The organism is Microbacterium sp. F2 (assembly GCF_052274505.1).
In the GTDB taxonomy this organism is placed as follows: Bacteria; Actinomycetota; Actinomycetes; order Actinomycetales; family Microbacteriaceae; genus Microbacterium.
This window is the reverse complement of sequence record NZ_JBNVBV010000007.1, coordinates 128,243-144,404: the sequence shown is the minus strand read 5'-3', so window position 1 is coordinate 144,404 and position 16,162 is coordinate 128,243. Positions and strand designations below refer to the sequence as shown.

The following is a 16,162-nucleotide window of genomic DNA, read 5'->3' as shown; positions in this document are numbered from 1 at the left end:
CGCGACGGCCGTCGTCGCGATGGGTCGACGGTAGGTGAGGCAAGGTTGCATTCCGTTGCAGGCCTTCTGCCGGCATCCGTTGCACGTGAAACGGATGCCGCGCTCCCGGCCTCGCCAGCGACGTTCGCGTCAGGGTTCGGCGCGCTCGAGACGATCGATGCGGGCAACCAGGCCAGCGCGCTTGGGGGAACGCGCTGGGAGCATGGACAGGCACAGGCGAAGCACCTCGACATCGTCGGCTCCGGCATCCGTGTCGGCAAAGGCGAGCAACACATCCAGACTCGCCTCAGCGAGCAGCGCTTCGCGGAGTGTCACGCGAACGGTGTCGCGGAACTCCTCGACGCCGGGGGCCGCCGAGTCGGGGAGCACATCGCCGCGATACGCCGCGAGCGCGACCCGGTGCGCGCCCCGGTCAAGAAGCGAGAGCACTTGGTGCGCGTCGGTCTCGAGCGGCATCGTGAGCCGGTAGGGGCGGGACTCCGGGGCGAGCGACGGCGCGATCCGCTCCAGGATCTTGCGCAGCCGCACCATCTCGGCCCGCAGGGTCGTTCCCGCATCCGGGTCGCCGTACACGAGTTCGCCGAGGGCTTCGGCGGAGACTCCCTGGCGGTGGGTCGCGAGGCACAGCAGAATCTCGGCGTGGCGGGTGGTGAGCTCGTTCACGCGCAGGTGTCCGTCCGAGAGGGTCTCGAGCAGCGCACGGTCACGGCCGAGCACCCGAAGGGTCGCCACGACGGATGCCGAAGCCGGCCGGGCTCGCCGGGGTTTGGGTGTGTCGGAATCCGCCGGGTCCACGCCGATGCGGGGCGCGGAAGCCCGCTCCCGCAGGCGAGAGAGGAGCAGCTCGCCTTCGACCGCACGGGCTGTCGCATCCACCAGCAGCTGGGCCTGGGCCGAGGCTGCGGGGTCGCCTCCGGTCACGTCGATCACCCCGAGCAGGCGGCGCGTTTCGGGGTCGTGCACAGGCGCCGCGGTGCACGACCAGGGTTGGACGAGTCGGTTGAAGTGCTCGGCGCCGCGGATCTGCACCGAACGGTCAAGCGCGAGCGCGGTCCCGGGCGCTGCCGTGCCAACAGCCTTCTCTGACCAGTCGGCGCCGGGCACGAACCCCATGTCGCCGGTGAGAGATCGCAACGTGCGGTCGCCTTCGACCCACAGCAGCCGTCCCGCGGCATCCCCGACCGCGACGATCACACCCGAGTCCTCGGCAGCTCCCGGGATCAGAAGTCCCCGGATCATCTCCATGACCGAGCCGAGCGGATGCTGCGCCCGAAGCAGTTCGAGCTCTTCGGCGCTCAGGGCGAGGGGAGGAAGACCCTCGACGCCGACGCGTCCATCGCGCGAACGCCGCCAGCTTTCACGCACGACACCTCGCACATCGCCGACCCGCGCGTCCGTGTCGTTGCCGAGCACGAACTCCTCGCGGGCGCGCTCGATGATCAGCCTCGAGGCGTCGGGGGTGGTACCCGACCCGGGGGACCACGGCGAGGGCATGCGGACTCCGATCGGCACTGATCGTGATGGGCGCGAGCGTCTGTGCGCGCCGGTGCGGTCCAGTGTAGGCGCGGCGGCGTCGGGTGTCGCCGGGTAGCGTGGCTGCGTGCGGATCACGGTGCTTTCGGGTGGTGTCGGCGGGGCTCGTTTCGTGAGCGGAGTCCGCGAGTGGGCGCGCCGGGATGCCGTGTCGCGGGGCCTTCCCGCTGACGTTGCTCACGACATCCGCGTCGTCGTGAACACCGGAGACGACTGGTGGCTGGCGGGCCTGCGAATCGCGCCCGACCACGACTCGCTCTTGTATTCGCTGAGCGGTCAGAACGACCAGGACCGCGGATGGGGTCGGCGCGACGAGACCGAGCGCGTCGCGTCGGAGCTTCAGACCTGGGGTGTGACACCCGACTGGTTCACTCTCGGTGACCTCGACCTCGGCGTGCACATCGCGCGCACCGCCTGGCTTCGAAGCGGGGTGCCACTGAGGGAGGTCTACCGCAGACTCGGGACGCGCTGGCCCCTCGGAGCGACTCTCATCCCGGCGACCGAGGATGAGATCGACACCCACGTGCACACTGCCGATGGGCAGCGGATGCACTTTCAGGAATGGTGGACCCGGCACCGTGCGACGATCCCGGCAGTGCGCTTCGAGAACGCTGGTATCGAGAGGGCGCTGCCAGCCGTCGAGGCCCTCGAAGCCATCGCGGATGCCGACGTGATCCTCCTCGCCCCCTCGAACCCCGTCGTCTCGATCGGTCCGATCCTCGACATCCCGGGGATGCGCGACGCACTCCGCGCGGCATCCGCTCCGGTTGTCGGAGTCGCGCCGGTCATCGGGGGCAGGGTCGTGCGAGGAATGGCTGACGCCTGCCTCACCGCCATCGGCGTCGACACGGATGCCGCAGCCGTCGCCCGCCACTACGCAGCTCGCGGCGCGGATGGCGCCCGCGGCGCCGGTGGCGTGCTGGACGGCTGGCTCGTCGCGGAGGAGGACGCGGCATCCGTCGACGGACTCGTCGCGGACGGCATCCCGACCCGCGCGGTTCCGCTGTGGATGCGGGATGCCGACACCTCGGCCGCCCTGGCCGGCGACGCCATCGCGCTCGCGCGCGACCTCCGCTGACGCCCTCATCGCCCGGTTCCGCTGTCACAGACTGCGTCTTGCGGGGCTCGAAATCAGCGTTCTGTGACAGTCGAACGGTGGGAGCTTTGGTCCGGGATCAGCCCCGGGCTGACCACCACTCGCGTAGGCGCTTCTCGGCCTCGGCCTCGCCGAGCACTCCCTCATCCAGCCGCAGGTCAAGCAAGAACCGGTAAGCCTCGCCAACCTCGCGGCCGGGACCGATACCCAGCACCTCCTGGATCCGGTTCCCGTCGAGCTCGGGGCGCATCGCGTCGAGCTCCTCTTGCGCGGCAAGTTCAGCGATTCGTCGTTCGATGTCGTCGTACGCGGATGCCAGACGCGAAGCCTTGCGTTTATTGCGGGTCGTCACATCGGCGCGGGTCAGGATGTGCAGGCGCTCGAGTTCATCGCCGGCATCCCGCACATATCGCCGCACCGCGGAGTCGGTCCACGCCCCCTCCGCGTACCCGAAGAACCGCAGGTGCAGCTCGATGAGCGTCGTGATCGTGTCGATCGTCGCCGCATCGAACCGCAGCTCCTTCAGGCGCTTACGCGCCATCCGCGCACCCTTGATGTCGTGGTGGTGGAACGTCACACCGCCGCCCGGCTCCAGGCGGCGCGTAGCCGGCTTGCCGATGTCGTGCAGCAGCGCAGCAAGCCGCAGCGGCACGTCGGGCTCGGCATCCGGATGCCGCTCGTGCTCGAGCTCGATCGCCTGACGCACGACCGTGAGCGAGTGCTCGTAGACATCCTTGTGGTGGTGGTGTTCGTCGATCTCGAGCCGCAGCGCCGGGACCTCGGGCAGGAACTGCTCCATCAGCCCCGTCTCGACAAGCAGACGGATGCCGCGCAACGGGTCATCGGTTTGCATGAGCCGCACGAGCTCACCGTGGATGCGCTCAGCGCTGACGATCCGGATGCTCTCGCGCAGCCGGTGCATCGCCGAGACGGTGTCGGCATCCACGTCGAACTCGAGCTGGGAGGCGAACCGAGCGGCGCGCAGCATCCGAAGCGGGTCGTCACCGAAACTCACGGCGGGATCAGCCGGCGTTCGCAGCCGCCGCCCGAGGAGGTCCTCGACTCCGCCGGACGGATCGACAAGCTTCTGCGACGGAACCCGCAGCGCCATGGCGTTGACGGTGAAGTCGCGCCGCACCAGGTCGCCCTCGAGCGTGTCACCGAACTCGACGGTCGGTTTGCGGGTCACGCCGTCATAGCTGTCGGCGCGATACGTCGTGATCTCCACCTGCTCGGCACCGCCACCGGGAAGCGCAATCCGCGCCCCGATCGTGCCGAAATCGCGCCCGATATCCCAGTGCGCGGTGCTCAACGGTGCAACGATGCGCAGGATGTCGTCGGGTCGCGCGTTCGTCGTGAAATCGAGATCGTGCGTGGTTCGGCCCAGCAGCGCATCACGCACGGGACCGCCGACGATCGCCAACTCGAAGCCCGCCTCCTCGAACGCCGCCGCAACGGCAGCGACGACGGGAGAGGTGGCAAGGGCGCCCAGGCGCGCGACACCCTCAGCCATGTTCAGCATGGATTCGAGCCTACCGGTGGGGGTCCGCGGTCTTGGAGTCCGCTGCGCCGGTCCTGGAGTCCGCTGCGCGCGGTGCCGGGGAGGGGGACATGCCCTCGCCGGCTGCGCCGGCTCCCGCCAGACCCGGTGCCAGCCCCCTCCCCGGCACCCCGCTCCGCTCCCGGATTCCGGGCGGATGCCGCACTCTGCGGTTCAGGGACAGTGTGGGTGCCAGCTTCCGGCCGCCAGACCCGGTGCCTCCCGCGGTTCAGGCGACGGGGTCGAGGAAGCCGAGGAACGCGAGCTCGCGAACGCGAGGAAGCAGATCGGCGCGAAGCGCTGCGGCATCCACCTCGAGCAGCTCGGCGATCGCATCGATCAGCACCCCGATCGGGAGCTCGCCGTCGCACGCGCCGACGAGCGCCGCGAGCCCCGGATCGACCGCGAGCGTGCGGCCGAAGCCCCGACCCTGACGCAGCTCGATGATGGTCGGGTCCTCGGCACCGGGAACGAAGTGGCGCGCCTCCGTGACATCGGCGGGGGTCGTGAAGGCGGATGCTGCAAGCCCGACGTCATCGCGAGTGCCCAGCACATCGTGCACCGCGAGGGCCCGGGCAAGATCCGCGCCCAGCCCCTCCTGCGGAGCAGGCGAGCTCACGCGCTCAAAACGTGACAGGGGCGCCGTGCCCGAGCCGGGCCGGCGCAGCAGGATGTAGCCGAAGCCAATGCCGGTCACCCGGCGTTCCTCGAAATCCTCCAGCCACAGGTCGATGAGTGCGGCGTACTCGGGCGAGCCCGGCGGCGTACCGCCATCGCGCACCCACAACTGCGCATAGTCGAGGGGGCTGAGGATCTCGCGTTCGATGATCCAGGCATCCATCGGCACGGATGCCGCGGCCACCCATTCCCGCACGCGGTCGAGGCCATCGCGGCCGCTGCGATACTCCCAGTTGCCCAGGAACTGCGCGATGCCGCCGTCGGCGAGCACGCCGGCCACTCCGGTGACGACCTGCCGCACGAGATCGTCCCCGACCGCACCACCGTCGCGGTATTCGTAGGCGGGAACCGAGATACCTCCGGCGGTCGCACCGCGGGGCGTGATGACGAACGGCGGATTGGAGACCACACGGTCGAACCGTTCACCGGCGACCGGCTCAAAGAGACTGCCGTGGCGCACCTCGAGGCCGTCGACGCCGTTGAGCGCGGCAGTGAGGCTGGCGAATCCCAGCGCGCGGGTCGAGATGTCGGTGGCGACGACCTCGTCGGCGTAGAGGCGGGCACGAAGGGCCTGGATGCCGCATCCGGTGCCGAGGTCAAGCACGCGCCCCGTCGGCGCAGGCAGCTGCAGGCCCGCCAGGGTCAGCGACGCTCCACCGACTCCGAGCACATGGTCGGTCGGCAACGCGCCCTCGAGGGCCGCTTCGTCGAGGTCGCTCGCGATCCACCACTCGCCGGCACCGGCATCCGCCTCGCCGCTCCACTCCTGCGGTCTGATGAGGGCGATCGGCCTGGCAGTGTCACCGTCGATCGCGGCGAGGCCGAGCAAGACGAGTCCTGCCACGCCGGTGCGCGGGAGCGCGGCATCGACGGCGGTCACCGGCTGCGGCATCCCGAGTCCAAGCATGCGCGCGAGCGTCGCAAGAGCGTCGTCGCGTCCCGCGAGCGCACGGATCGCTGGTCCGCGCAGCCCACGCCCGATCGCGGCATCACCGACAGGTCCCCAGGCGTTGCGCAGGGCCTCAGCGGTGAATCCGGCCGCGGTGAGGTCAGAGGCCAGGGCGGCGCAGATTGTGGGGTCGGGATGAAGGGGCATCGTCACGGATCCATTCAAGCGCGGACGGCCTGCGGGATGCTCCGAGCCGCGGACCGTAGAATTCCGGCGGGATCCGCACGAACAGCGGTCGTCCCGCGACACGACATGACCGCGCCCACCCCGCTCCCCGCATCCGTGCCCCCCGGCCACCCTGTGCCGCGCCGCCGCACCGGTCTGAGACGACTCGTCCGGCGCCTGTCGACAACGGTCGTGATCGGGGTTCTTCTCGCAGCCGGTGGGCTCACGACGGATGCCGCGCCGGCCGCTGCGGCAGCAACGCCGGCCCCGACCGCAACAGCCGTTGATCCGCAGCTCGTGGCCGCTTCACTCGGCGGCGGTGTCGTCTCACCCGGCGACTCGCTGGCCATCTCTCTCGGTCTCACGGCAGGTTCGGTGCCGCTGCCCGCCACCCAGGCGACGGTCGCGATTGGCACGGAACCCCTGTCCACACGGGCAGAGGTCGGCAACTGGCTCACCTCCCCCCGTAGCGAGCGCGCGCCGACGATCGTCGGCACCGCCTCGCTCGACCCTGCCGCGGCCGGCGAGCGAGCAAGCGCCATCGTGCGCGTCCTGGCAAGCGACCCAGTGCTCACCGACCGAGCCCCGGGCGTGTATCCCGTGCTCGCGAGCGTCACGGTTGCGGGGCGGACCCTGCAGTCGGCGTCAGTATTCGTCGTCCCCACCGGGGCCGCCGCGGATGTCGCGGTCATCGTGCCGATCACGGCCCCGCCGACGGGACGAGGTCTGCTCAGCGCCGAGGCACTAGCGTCACTGACCGCGGAGGACGGCGCACTGACCGCGGCGCTCACCGGCATCCAGGGAACTGACGCGATCATCGCGATCGATCCCGCGATCCTCGCCGCGATCCGGGTCCTCGGCACAACCGCCCCGGCGACGGCACGGAATTGGCTCGCACGCTTCGAGGCGCTCCCCAACGATCGGTTCGCGCTGCAGTTCGGCGACGCCGACCCCTCCGCCCAGGTCGCCGCCGGGATTGTGCCGCCGCTGGTGCCGACCTCGCTCGCCGCGTACATCGACCCGGCCGGCTTCTCGGGAAACGTTCCCAAGCCAACCCCCACACCAACCGGCGCCGCGACGCCGTCCGGATCCGACACGGATGACGAGTCCGGGCTCCCGACGCTCAACGAGCTCCTGGACGTCGGCGCGACGACCGACATCTGGTGGCCCGACGCGGTAACTGCCGACGTCGTCGCGGCAGTCGGCACCGGTGGCGCGCTGACGCTCACCGACACGACGGCCATCGCGACCTCCTCGCCCGCGGCTCGTGCTCGCGCAGGTAACGCCGGCCTGCTGGTCGCGGATGCCGATGTGAGCGCCGCGCTCTCAGTGGCAGCTGCCAGCCCCGATGCCCTGGACCGCGCGGCAGCCCTTGCTGAAGCGTCCGCCCTCGAGGCCCTCCCGCTCACGGGGACGACGACCATTGTCGCCCTCGACCGCGACCCGACCCGCAATGCCGTTGCGCTGCGTGCCGCCATCGACGGCGCTCAGACGGTGCCGGGTGCCCAGCCCCTCGGACTCAGCTCCCTTATCGGCAGCGCACCGAGCGAGGTGTCCATCACCGATGAATCCCTCGCGACTGCGCGGGTCGAGGCCGTGCCCGCGCTGCTCGACGGTGAGCAGCGCATCGAGTCTTTCGCCAGCGTCATCGCCGACCCGTTGCTGCTGACCGGCGTCGAACGCGCTGAGATTCTGCAGCTCCTGAGTCTCGGCTGGGCGGGGCAGGATGCCGCGTGGGAGGAAGCACTCGATGCCCACGCCGCAGCCACCGAGGCTACCCTGTCGTCGGTTGCGATCCTGCCGCCGAGCCCCATTCAGCTGGTCGCCGCCGACGCCGAGATCCCCGTGGGCATCAAGAATGACCTGCCCTACCCCGTCACCGTCACCCTGCACGCCCACAGCGACGACCTGCGGCTCGAGGTCACCGAGAGCATCGAGGTCGAGATCGGACCGCAGCAGAGTACGCGGGCCTCGCTCCCGGTGAAGGCGCGGGTTGGCAGCGGATCCGTCGAAGTGGATCTGTCGCTGACAAGCCCGACGGGCGTGCGCATCGGCGACGACCAGTCACTGGAAGTCAACGTGCGCGCCGACTGGGAGACGATCGGTCTGGTCATCCTGTCGGTTCTAGCGGCGGCGTTCCTGGCTCTCGGTGCCGTTCGAACGGTCCGCCGCATCCGTCGCCGCCCTGAAGAGGAGGGCGCTGAGTCGGATGATGCGCAGGCCTCGACGGATGCCGACAGCGCCGGTCCCAGGGAGCGGTCGTGAGTTCCATTGGACGCGCGAGCACCCTCATCGCCGCCGGCACACTCGTGTCCCGGCTCACCGGGTTCCTGCGCTCGGTCGTACTGGTCGCAGCCGTCGGTTCCGTGGGCAGCCGCGCCGCCGACGCCTTCACGATCGCGAACCAGCTGCCCAACAACCTCTACGCGATCATCTCTACGGGCCTGCTGACCGCTGTCGTCGTGCCGCAGATCGTCCAGGCTGCCGCGCACGCCGACGGCGGTCGCGCGTTCATCTCGAAGCTCTTCACCCTCGGCACTGTCGCCCTCGTTGTGACCACCGCGGTCGGCACGATCGCCGCGCCGCTGCTCGTGCAGCTGTATGCCTCGCAGTTCACCCCAGATCAGTTCGCCCTCGCGACGGCGTTCGCCTACTGGTGCATCCCGCAGCTGCTGTTCTACGGGCTGTATGCGCTCCTCGGCGAGATCCTCAATGCCCGGCGTGTGTATGGCCCGTTCACCTGGGCCCCGATCGCGAACAACGTCATCTCGATCGCGGGCTTCGGTGTCTTCATCGTGATCTTCGGAGGCCCGGTCACGGAGGTCGTCGACTGGACACCGACGATGATCGCGCTGCTCGCAGGCACCGCCACCCTCGGCATCGTCGTGCAGGCCGCAGTGCTCATGGTCTTTTGGGTGCGGGCCGGGCTGCACCTGCGCCCCGACTTCGCGTGGCGAGGCGTGGGCCTTCGCAACATCGGACGCCTCGCAGGCTGGACCTTCCTCATGGTCGTGGTCGGTCAGGTCGCGGGGATCGTGCAGAGCCAGATCATGTCGGTCGTGTCGGGTGACGCTCCGGCCGCCACCGTCGCCGCCAACGCGTGGCTGCTGTACATGCTGCCCTTCTCGGTGTTCGTCCTGTCGATCGGTACCCCCTACTTCACGCAGCTGAGCGAGCACGCAGCCGCCGGCCGAGACGAAGAGGTCCGCGCCGACATCGCGCGCAGCATCCGTCTTCTCGGCCTGTTCATGGTGATCTCCACCGCGGTCCTCGCCGCCGCCGCAGTACCGGCCTCCCGAATCTTCACCACCACAGCGGACTACGCAGTGGATGCGTCGTGGGTTTTGCTCGCCTTCCTGGTCGGGCTCATCCCCCAGACCGTGCTGTTCATCATCGGGCGCGTTTTCTACGCCTACAACGACACCCGAACCCCGTTCTTCTTCACCCTCGTGCAGGCGAGCATCGTCATCATCACGGCGGTGCTCGCACTGAACCTGCCGACAGCGTTCGTCACCGCCGGCATCGCCCTCGGCCAGTCCATCGCGGTGTGCGTCCAGCTGGCCCTGGCCACCTGGTTCCTCCGTCGCCGCCTCTCCCGCATCGGAATCAGACGATGGATGCCGTCCCTTGCGCTCTTTGCCGCGGCTGCCGTGCCAGCCGGACTGGTCGGCTGGGGTGTGTACCTTCTGTCCGGCGCTGAAACCAGCTGGATGCTCCAGAATCAGTTCACCGGCGCACTCGGCTCGGCTCTGATCGGCGTCGTCGCCCTAGCGGTGTATGTCGGCATCCTGGCCCTGCTGCGCGTTCCCGAACTCATCGCGGCATGGCAGACCGTCCGGCGGATCATCTCTCGACGGTGAACGTCTCTCCTCCGAACGGTGAACGACACTCCAAGCCACCGGGACCGGGGAATGCCGCGCGGATAGCATGTGTTGAAGCATCCGGAACCGCAACGAAGGGTCGCTCATGCGCAACGTCATCATCATCGGGTCCGGCCCTGCCGGATACACCGCAGCAATCTATGCGGCCCGTGGTGGGCACCAGCCACTCGTCATCGCCAGCTCTGTCGAAGCCGGTGGCGAACTCATGAATACGACCGAGGTCGAGAACTTCCCCGGCTTCCCCGACGGCATCATGGGTCCTGACCTGATGGCAAAAATGCAGGTCCAGGCGGAAAAATTCGGTTCTGAGATTGTCTACGACGACGTCGTTTCCGTGTCGCTCGACGGGCCCGTGAAGTCCGTCACCCTCGGGTCGGGAGCGGTGCACGAGGCTCACGCCGTGATCTTCGCAACAGGCTCCGCCCCCCGCAAGCTCGGCATCGAGGGCGAGAAGACCTTCTCCGGCCGCGGAGTCTCGTACTGCGCGACCTGCGACGGGTTCTTCTTCCGCGAGCGCGTGATCGCGGTGGTCGGCGGTGGCGACTCCGCCATGGAGGAGGCGACGTTCCTCACCAAATTCGCCTCGAAGGTGTACATCATTCACCGCCGCGATGAGCTGCGCGCATCGAAGATCATGCAGGATCGCGCGTTCGCGAACGAGAAGATCGAGTTCATCCTGAACAGCGAGATCATCGACATCAGTGGTGGCGACCAGGTGACCGGTGCGACGCTGCGCGACACCACCACCGGCGAGACCTCCGAGCTCGCGCTCGACGGAATCTTCGTCGCGATCGGCCACGACCCGCGCACGCACCTCGTGCATGGCGTGCTCGACCTCACCGAGGATGGCACGATCCAGCTCGAAGGCCGCTCCTCGCGCACGTCACTTCCCGGCGTCTTCGCCGCCGGTGACGTGATCGACCCGACTTACCGACAGGCAGTCACCGCCGCCGGATCGGGCGCGGTTGCTGCCCTGGACGTTGAGCACTACCTCGCCGCCCTGCTCGAGGACGCCACCGACCCGCTGCCTGACGAGCCTGTCGACGTCCCCAGCGAGGCCTTGGCCTGAGCGCCGGGGTTTGCCCAGGAACAATCGCGCCCACTGACGCGTTTTCACAACCGAAAGCTTTGACGAAGGAGAACACATGACTGCCGCTGCAACCACCTCGGCGACGTGGGACCAAGATGTCCTGCAGGCCGACGGCCCCGTTCTTGTCGACTTCTGGGCAGCGTGGTGCGGCCCGTGTCGCATGGTCGCCCCGGTGCTGGATGAGATCCAGGCCGAGCACCCCGACAAGATCACCATTCTCAAGCTCAACGTCGATGAGAACCCCGATCTCGCGATGAAGTATCAGATCACCTCGATCCCGGCGATGAAGGTTTTCCAGGGCGGCGAGGTCAAGACGACCATCATCGGCGCCAAGCCGAAGTACGCCCTCGAGCAGGATCTGGCCGAGTTCATCGGCTGATCTTCGCCACCACGCGGATGCCGCGGTTCCCTCCAGGGGGCCGCGGCATCCGTCTTTCTGCGCTCAGAGCGACAGCTGACACGTACGAGTCAGGGGACGTCGGGTAGCAGCGCGTCCCAGGTGCGGTGGCGCGAGGAGCCGAGGAGCCGCCACACAGCTCGGGTGAGCGGTGGATAGTCGAGCGCTATCTGCCGGAGTACGCGGTAATGCCGGATGCCGGTGGAGGGCAACCCGGTCGTGAGGATGTTCTCGGCGCGCAGCATCAACACGACGAGCTCATCCACCGTGGGGAGATCCTCCATGAACTCCCACGGATCCTCACCCGCGCGCAGCCTCTCCTCGACCAGAACCGACAGTTCGTCAGCCGCTTCAGCACGCAACAACTCGAGACTCGCCCGACGGGTCGGGGCCGAATTCTCGCGCGTCATGACTCCAGCGTACGTCGCCGTGAGCCCAGGTTGCCCAGCTGTGGATGATCAGGACCCGAAGCCGTCAACACCGAGCTCCGCGAGAATGCGATTGAGATCCTGAATGCTTGCGAAATCTATGCTGATCTGCCCTTTTTTCGCAGCAAGGGTGATCTTCACACGGGTGTCGAGGCGATCACCGAGCCGCTCGGCGAGTTCGTCGAGGTGACCGCGACGGCCACCAGCCTGCGGCTTGGCTGTCTTTCGGCCGGCGGATGCTGCGCCCTTCGCTGCAGCTTCCGCCTCTCGCACCGAAAGGTCCTCGTTGACGATCTTGTCAGCGAGCCGAGCCATGGCCGCTTCGCCCTCCACCGACAGAATCGCGCGGGCGTGGCCGGCACTGATGACACCAGCTGCTACCCGCTGCTGCACGGGGATCGGGAGCTTCAGCAGGCGGATCGTGTTGCTGATCTGAGGTCGGGACCTACCGATCCGCCCCGCGAGCTCCTCCTGCGTGATGCCGAAGTCCTCGAGCAGCTGCTGGTAGGCGGACGCTTCTTCCAGCGGGTTGAGCTGCGAGCGATGCAGGTTCTCGAGCAGAGCGTCTCGCAGCAGGTTCTCGTCTGCCGTATCGCGGACGATTGCCGGGATCGAGTCGAGACCCGCTTCCCGAGAGGCCCGGGTGCGGCGCTCGCCCATGATGAGCTCGTAGGTCCCATCGCCCCGATCGCGGACAACGACAGGCTGGAGCACACCGAACTCGCGCACGCTGTGGACGAGTTCCGCGAGCTCGTCCGGGTCGAAGTTGGTGCGAGGCTGCCGAGGATTCGGAACGATCGTGTTCGGATCGACGTGGATCAGCCGCGCTCCCGGCACCGTGACGAGATCCTCGGCGGGCGCCGCCTCGGGGAAGAACACGTCGACGGGGCGGCTCTCGCCCTGATCGGTGGTGGGAATGAGTGCGCCGATTCCCCGCCCAAGCCCTGTTCTCTTGGCCATCACGCGTCCCTCTCTTCAGTGCCACGATCGTGCGGAGATATCCCAGCGGCTTCCGCGGTCGCGACATCCGGGTGCTGATCACGCCGGACGATTTCCACGGCAGCCTCGCGATACGCCACCGCTCCGACGGACTGCCCATCGTAGGCGATCACAGTCTGCCCGAAGCTCGGCGCCTCGGAGATGCGAACCGACCTCGGGATGACCGTGGTGAGCACCTGATCAGCGAAGTGCGCACGAACCTCATCAGCCACCTGCTGCGAGAGACGGGTGCGGCCGTCGTACATCGTGAGGAGAATCGTCGAGAGCTCCAGCGTGGGGTTCAGGTGCTTCTGGATCATGGATACCGTTCCCATCAGCTGGCTGAGCCCCTCGAGCGCGTAGTACTCGCACTGGATAGGAATGAGGACCTCGTCGGCGGCGGTGAACGCGTTGATGGTGAGCAGGCCGAGGGAGGGTGGGCAGTCGATCAGCACGATGTCGATGTCCGCGCCCGTCGTGGACAGATACTTCTCCAGTGCTGTCCGCAACCGCCGCTCGCGAGCCACGAGAGAAACGAGTTCGATCTCAGCTCCCGCGAGGTGAATCGTGCTCGGAGCACAGAAGAGCCTGGGGGACTCAGGGCTCTGCTGGACGACCTCTGACAGTGGTCGCTCCTCGACGAGAACGTCGTAGACGCTCGGTGTCTCCGCATTGTGCGGGATGCTGAGCGCAGTGGACGCGTTGCCCTGCGGGTCGAGGTCGACGACCAGCACCGTGGCACCCATGTGCGCGAATGCAGCTGCGAGGTTGACGGTCGACGTGGTCTTGCCGACCCCACCCTTCTGATTCGACACCGTGAAGATCCGTCGCCGACCCGAGTACTCCAGCGGGATAGCGTCAAGGGCTCGGCGGCGTGCCGTGAGGTCTGCGAGTTCGCGCGCCAAGGGGGTGTCGTAGAACGAGTCCGTCGCGGGATCCTCGTCGTGTTTCACGTGAAACGCTCCGATCGGGTCAAGGGCTTCTCTACTCTATGTGCGGGTACCGAATCGACCCCGGGTCGGTCGTGGCGGCTCACCGTTTCACGTGAAACATCCGCTTCGCAGTCGTCATTGCTTCGCACACTCAGTCACCCACCGTGGCGTGCACGACGCGAGTCGTCTCATCGAGAACGCCTTCACCAAGGGTCAGCACCCCGACGTCGGTAAGCCCGAATCGGCGGATCTGCTTTTGCGCGGCGTCAATCTCCGCCTCGGCGCCACGTCCTTTGAACAGGATGAGCTTGCCCCCAGGACGCACGAGTGGAGCTGTCATCGGGATCAGTGTGCGAAGCGCGCTCACAGCACGCGCCGTAACGACGTCCACGGGCTCCGCGGGAGCCCACTCTTCGGCGCGTGCTCGAACGACCGCGACGTTGTCGAGCCCCAGCGCATGAGCCTGCTCCGTCAACCAGGCAACACGCCGCTCCATCGGTTCCACGAGTGTCCACCTGACATCAGGCCTCGCGATCGCCAGCACGATCCCGGGAAGTCCTGCGCCCGAACCGATGTCGGCGACGTGCCCCTGGAACAGCGGGGCAGCGATCGCACTGTTCAGGATGTGTCGCGTCCACAGCCGCGGCAGCTCGAGGGGTCCAATGAGCCCACGGGTCTCGCCCTGATCGGCCAGCGCTGCGGTGAATAGACGGGCGAGACCGATGCGATCGCCGAAGAGACCCGCGGCTGCCAGAGGCTCTGCCTCAAGAGTGCTCATCGATGTTTCACGTGAAACATGCACTTACGCGCGACGGATGACGGTGTGCCGATCGGCGCCCTCGCCGTACGACTCCGAAACCAGGCCACGCTCAGCAACGAGGTCGTGGATGAGCTTGCGCTCGTAGCTGGACATCGGCGGGAGTGAGGCCTGCGATGCTCCTTCGTCCAACCGAGCTACGGCGCGATCGACGAGAGTGTCGAGCTCTCGCTGCCGGGTGTCGCGCGACCCACCGATGTCCAGGATCAAGCGGGAGAAACGGCCCGTCTGATTCTGGACCGCGATGCGGGTGAGTTCCTGCAGCGCCTGCACGGTCATCGGGTCGGAGAGAGCGCCGAGGCCCGCGGCTCCTTCTCCACCGTCCCGTTCGATCGACACGTAGGCACGACCGTTGCGGACGTCCAATGCGAGGTCGCCGTCGATATCCGCGATATCGAGAAGGCCTTCTAGGAAATCAGCGGCGACGTCGCCTTCCTGCTCCAGCTCCTCGATGGTCGCCTCCGCGCGAGACGAAGCGGTGTCGGGGGTCGTTGTCATCTCCACCCTCATATTCCTAGTTGTTCGGTTCCGGGGTGGGTGATGAGCCCTCCGCCGCACTGCCTGGGGGACGCTGGTTCTGCGGCCGGGAACTGGTCCCACCCGTCGGCCGCTGGCCCTGCTTCTTCGCGCGCTGCTTGCTCATCGGCTGCTCACGCTTCGGAGCTTGAGCCTTAGCCTTCTCGGCCTCTTCCAGCAGTCGCTGCTGTTCGGCCAGGTACTTGTCCATCGGAACGACCTTGCCGCTGGAGTCGATGGCCTTCCCCTTGCGGGCCAGTCGCTCCTCGCGCTGCTTCGCCGCCTCAGAGCCGGGGGTCGGCATCTCGCGGATGACGATGAACTGCTGAACCATCGTCCAGATGTTGCTCGTGAACCAGTACAGAACGACACCCAGCGGGAAGAAGACGCCCGAGAAGACGAACGCGAACGGAAGTACCCACAGCATGATGCGCTGCATCTGGTAGGCCTGGCCGGTCTTTGCCTCGGGGGAGAGGTTCTTCGAAATGATCTGCAGCTGGGTGAAGAACTGCGACGCGATCATCAGAACCACGAGCACCACGAGGATCATGACCGCCGGGGTGTTACCCGTGTTCCAGGCATCGATGAGGGTCTCGTGGAGCGATGCGACGCCGAAGAGGGAAGCGTCATAGAACTGCTTCGTAAGTTCGGGGCTGAGGGCTCCGACGCCACCGAGACCCAGCTCCGCGTTGACCTTCACGCTGCTCAGCACCGAATACAGCGAGAAGAAGACCGGCATCTGCACCAGCAGTGGAAGGCAACCGGAGACGGGGCTCGTCCCGTGCTTCTTGTAGAGCGCCATCGTCTCGCGACTCATGGCCTCTCGCGAGAGCTGGTCCTTCTTGCCGCGGTATTTGTCCTGGATCTTCCGCAGCTCCGGAGCGATCTCCATCATCTTGCGCTGCGACTTGATCTGCTTGACGAACAGCGGGATGAGCGCGGCGCGCACGACCACGACGAGTCCGACGATCGCGAGTACCCAGGTGATGCCGTCGGCCGGTGGCAGTCCGATCGCGGTGAAGAGCCAATGCCACGCGACGAGGATGAGTTCGACGACCCACTTCAGCGGCCACAGAATGATCGCGAACAGGTCGAAGCCGCCTCCAGCCGCCGCGGTGGGGGACGGGGAGGGTGTCGCACTGGCGAGGAGATCCAGCAAGGA

14 protein-coding genes are annotated in these 16,162 nt (G+C 67.6%); 5 read left to right on the top strand and 9 right to left on the bottom strand.

Going from position 1 to position 16,162, the window contains the following annotated elements:
* Positions 1–129: 129 nt before the first annotated feature.
* Positions 130–1,494, bottom strand: a complete 1,365-nt coding sequence (locus tag ACQVDU_RS12875; RefSeq protein ID WP_443477336.1) for a GAF domain-containing protein — start codon at positions 1,492–1,494, stop codon at positions 130–132.
* Positions 1,495–1,600: 106 nt separating this feature from the next.
* Here ACQVDU_RS12875 and cofD point away from each other — a divergent pair, with 106 nt between their 5' ends.
* Complete coding sequence (cofD, locus tag ACQVDU_RS12870; RefSeq protein WP_443477335.1) at positions 1,601–2,611, top strand: 2-phospho-L-lactate transferase; 1,011 nt, start codon at positions 1,601–1,603, stop codon at positions 2,609–2,611.
* A gap of 97 nt (positions 2,612–2,708) precedes the next feature.
* On the opposite strand, the gene ACQVDU_RS12865 is transcribed toward cofD, so the two are convergent.
* Both ACQVDU_RS12865 and ACQVDU_RS12860 read right to left on the bottom strand, forming a co-directional pair.
* Positions 2,709–4,151 (bottom strand): CCA tRNA nucleotidyltransferase, encoded by a 1,443-nt coding sequence (locus ACQVDU_RS12865; protein ID WP_443477334.1) that lies wholly within the window; start codon positions 4,149–4,151, stop codon positions 2,709–2,711.
* Between the two features lie 247 nt (positions 4,152–4,398).
* Positions 4,399–5,943, bottom strand: a complete 1,545-nt coding sequence (locus tag ACQVDU_RS12860) for a DUF7059 domain-containing protein (protein WP_443477343.1) — start codon at positions 5,941–5,943, stop codon at positions 4,399–4,401.
* A 105-nt stretch (positions 5,944–6,048) separates the two neighbouring features.
* On the opposite strand from ACQVDU_RS12860, the gene ACQVDU_RS12855 reads away from it, so the two are divergent.
* The 4 genes from ACQVDU_RS12855 to trxA all read left to right on the top strand — a co-directional run bounded on the left by ACQVDU_RS12855 (position 6,049) and on the right by trxA (position 11,311).
* Positions 6,049–8,226: a DUF6049 family protein gene (locus ACQVDU_RS12855; protein ID WP_443477333.1), complete on the top strand. Its 2,178-nt coding sequence runs from the start codon at positions 6,049–6,051 to the stop codon at positions 8,224–8,226.
* Positions 8,223–9,821 carry a murein biosynthesis integral membrane protein MurJ gene (murJ, locus tag ACQVDU_RS12850; protein WP_443477332.1) on the top strand — a complete coding sequence of 533 codons (1,599 nt, stop codon included), beginning with the start codon at positions 8,223–8,225 and terminating at the stop codon, positions 9,819–9,821. The genes ACQVDU_RS12855 and murJ overlap by 4 nt, the downstream gene beginning before the upstream one ends.
* A 106-nt stretch (positions 9,822–9,927) precedes the next feature.
* Positions 9,928–10,911 (top strand): thioredoxin-disulfide reductase, encoded by a 984-nt coding sequence (trxB, locus tag ACQVDU_RS12845; RefSeq protein ID WP_443477331.1) that lies wholly within the window; start codon positions 9,928–9,930, stop codon positions 10,909–10,911.
* Positions 10,912–10,987: 76 nt separating this feature from the next.
* Positions 10,988–11,311: a thioredoxin gene (trxA, locus tag ACQVDU_RS12840; protein ID WP_292712659.1), complete on the top strand. Its 324-nt coding sequence runs from the start codon at positions 10,988–10,990 to the stop codon at positions 11,309–11,311.
* An 89-nt stretch (positions 11,312–11,400) separates the two neighbouring features.
* On the opposite strand, the gene ACQVDU_RS12835 is transcribed toward trxA, so the two are convergent.
* The 6 genes from ACQVDU_RS12835 to yidC all read right to left on the bottom strand — a co-directional run bounded on the left by ACQVDU_RS12835 (position 11,401) and on the right by yidC (position 16,156).
* Positions 11,401–11,739 carry a tryptophan synthase subunit alpha gene (locus ACQVDU_RS12835; RefSeq protein WP_300593591.1) on the bottom strand — a complete coding sequence of 113 codons (339 nt, stop codon included), beginning with the start codon at positions 11,737–11,739 and terminating at the stop codon, positions 11,401–11,403.
* Positions 11,740–11,787: 48 nt separating this feature from the next.
* On the bottom strand, positions 11,788–12,717 hold the full coding sequence (locus ACQVDU_RS12830) for a ParB/RepB/Spo0J family partition protein (RefSeq protein WP_443477330.1): 930 nt from the start codon (positions 12,715–12,717) through the stop codon (positions 11,788–11,790).
* Positions 12,717–13,688 (bottom strand): ParA family protein, encoded by a 972-nt coding sequence (locus ACQVDU_RS12825; RefSeq protein ID WP_363494674.1) that lies wholly within the window; start codon positions 13,686–13,688, stop codon positions 12,717–12,719. Before ACQVDU_RS12825 ends, ACQVDU_RS12830 begins: the two co-directional genes overlap by 1 nt.
* A 130-nt stretch (positions 13,689–13,818) precedes the next feature.
* Complete coding sequence (gene rsmG / locus ACQVDU_RS12820) at positions 13,819–14,445, bottom strand: 16S rRNA (guanine(527)-N(7))-methyltransferase RsmG (protein WP_363494676.1); 627 nt, start codon at positions 14,443–14,445, stop codon at positions 13,819–13,821.
* A 24-nt stretch (positions 14,446–14,469) separates the two neighbouring features.
* Positions 14,470–14,982: a Jag family protein gene (locus ACQVDU_RS12815; protein WP_300595139.1), complete on the bottom strand. Its 513-nt coding sequence runs from the start codon at positions 14,980–14,982 to the stop codon at positions 14,470–14,472.
* Between the two features lie 16 nt (positions 14,983–14,998).
* Positions 14,999–16,156 carry a membrane protein insertase YidC gene (gene yidC / locus ACQVDU_RS12810; protein ID WP_363494948.1) on the bottom strand — a complete coding sequence of 386 codons (1,158 nt, stop codon included), beginning with the start codon at positions 16,154–16,156 and terminating at the stop codon, positions 14,999–15,001.
* Between the last annotated feature and the right edge of the window lie 6 nt (positions 16,157–16,162).

Bases quoted from the DNA above. Each gene is read 5' to 3' on its own strand.
- ACQVDU_RS12875 (WP_443477336.1), bottom strand. From the start codon at position 1,494: ATGCCCTCGCCGTGGTCCCCCGGGTCGGGTACCACCCCCGACGCCTCG.
- ACQVDU_RS12865 (WP_443477334.1), bottom strand. From the start codon at position 4,151: ATGCTGAACATGGCTGAGGGTGTCGCGCGCCTGGGCGCCCTTGCCACC.
- ACQVDU_RS12860 (WP_443477343.1), bottom strand. From the start codon at position 5,943: ATGCCCCTTCATCCCGACCCCACAATCTGCGCCGCCCTGGCCTCTGAC.
- ACQVDU_RS12855 (WP_443477333.1), top strand. From the start codon at position 6,049: ATGACCGCGCCCACCCCGCTCCCCGCATCCGTGCCCCCCGGCCACCCT.
- trxB (WP_443477331.1), top strand. From the start codon at position 9,928: ATGCGCAACGTCATCATCATCGGGTCCGGCCCTGCCGGATACACCGCA.
- trxA (WP_292712659.1), top strand. From the start codon at position 10,988: ATGACTGCCGCTGCAACCACCTCGGCGACGTGGGACCAAGATGTCCTG.
- ACQVDU_RS12835 (WP_300593591.1), bottom strand. From the start codon at position 11,739: ATGACGCGCGAGAATTCGGCCCCGACCCGTCGGGCGAGTCTCGAGTTG.
- ACQVDU_RS12830 (WP_443477330.1), bottom strand. From the start codon at position 12,717: ATGGCCAAGAGAACAGGGCTTGGGCGGGGAATCGGCGCACTCATTCCC.
- rsmG (WP_363494676.1), bottom strand. From the start codon at position 14,445: ATGAGCACTCTTGAGGCAGAGCCTCTGGCAGCCGCGGGTCTCTTCGGC.
- ACQVDU_RS12815 (WP_300595139.1), bottom strand. From the start codon at position 14,982: ATGACAACGACCCCCGACACCGCTTCGTCTCGCGCGGAGGCGACCATC.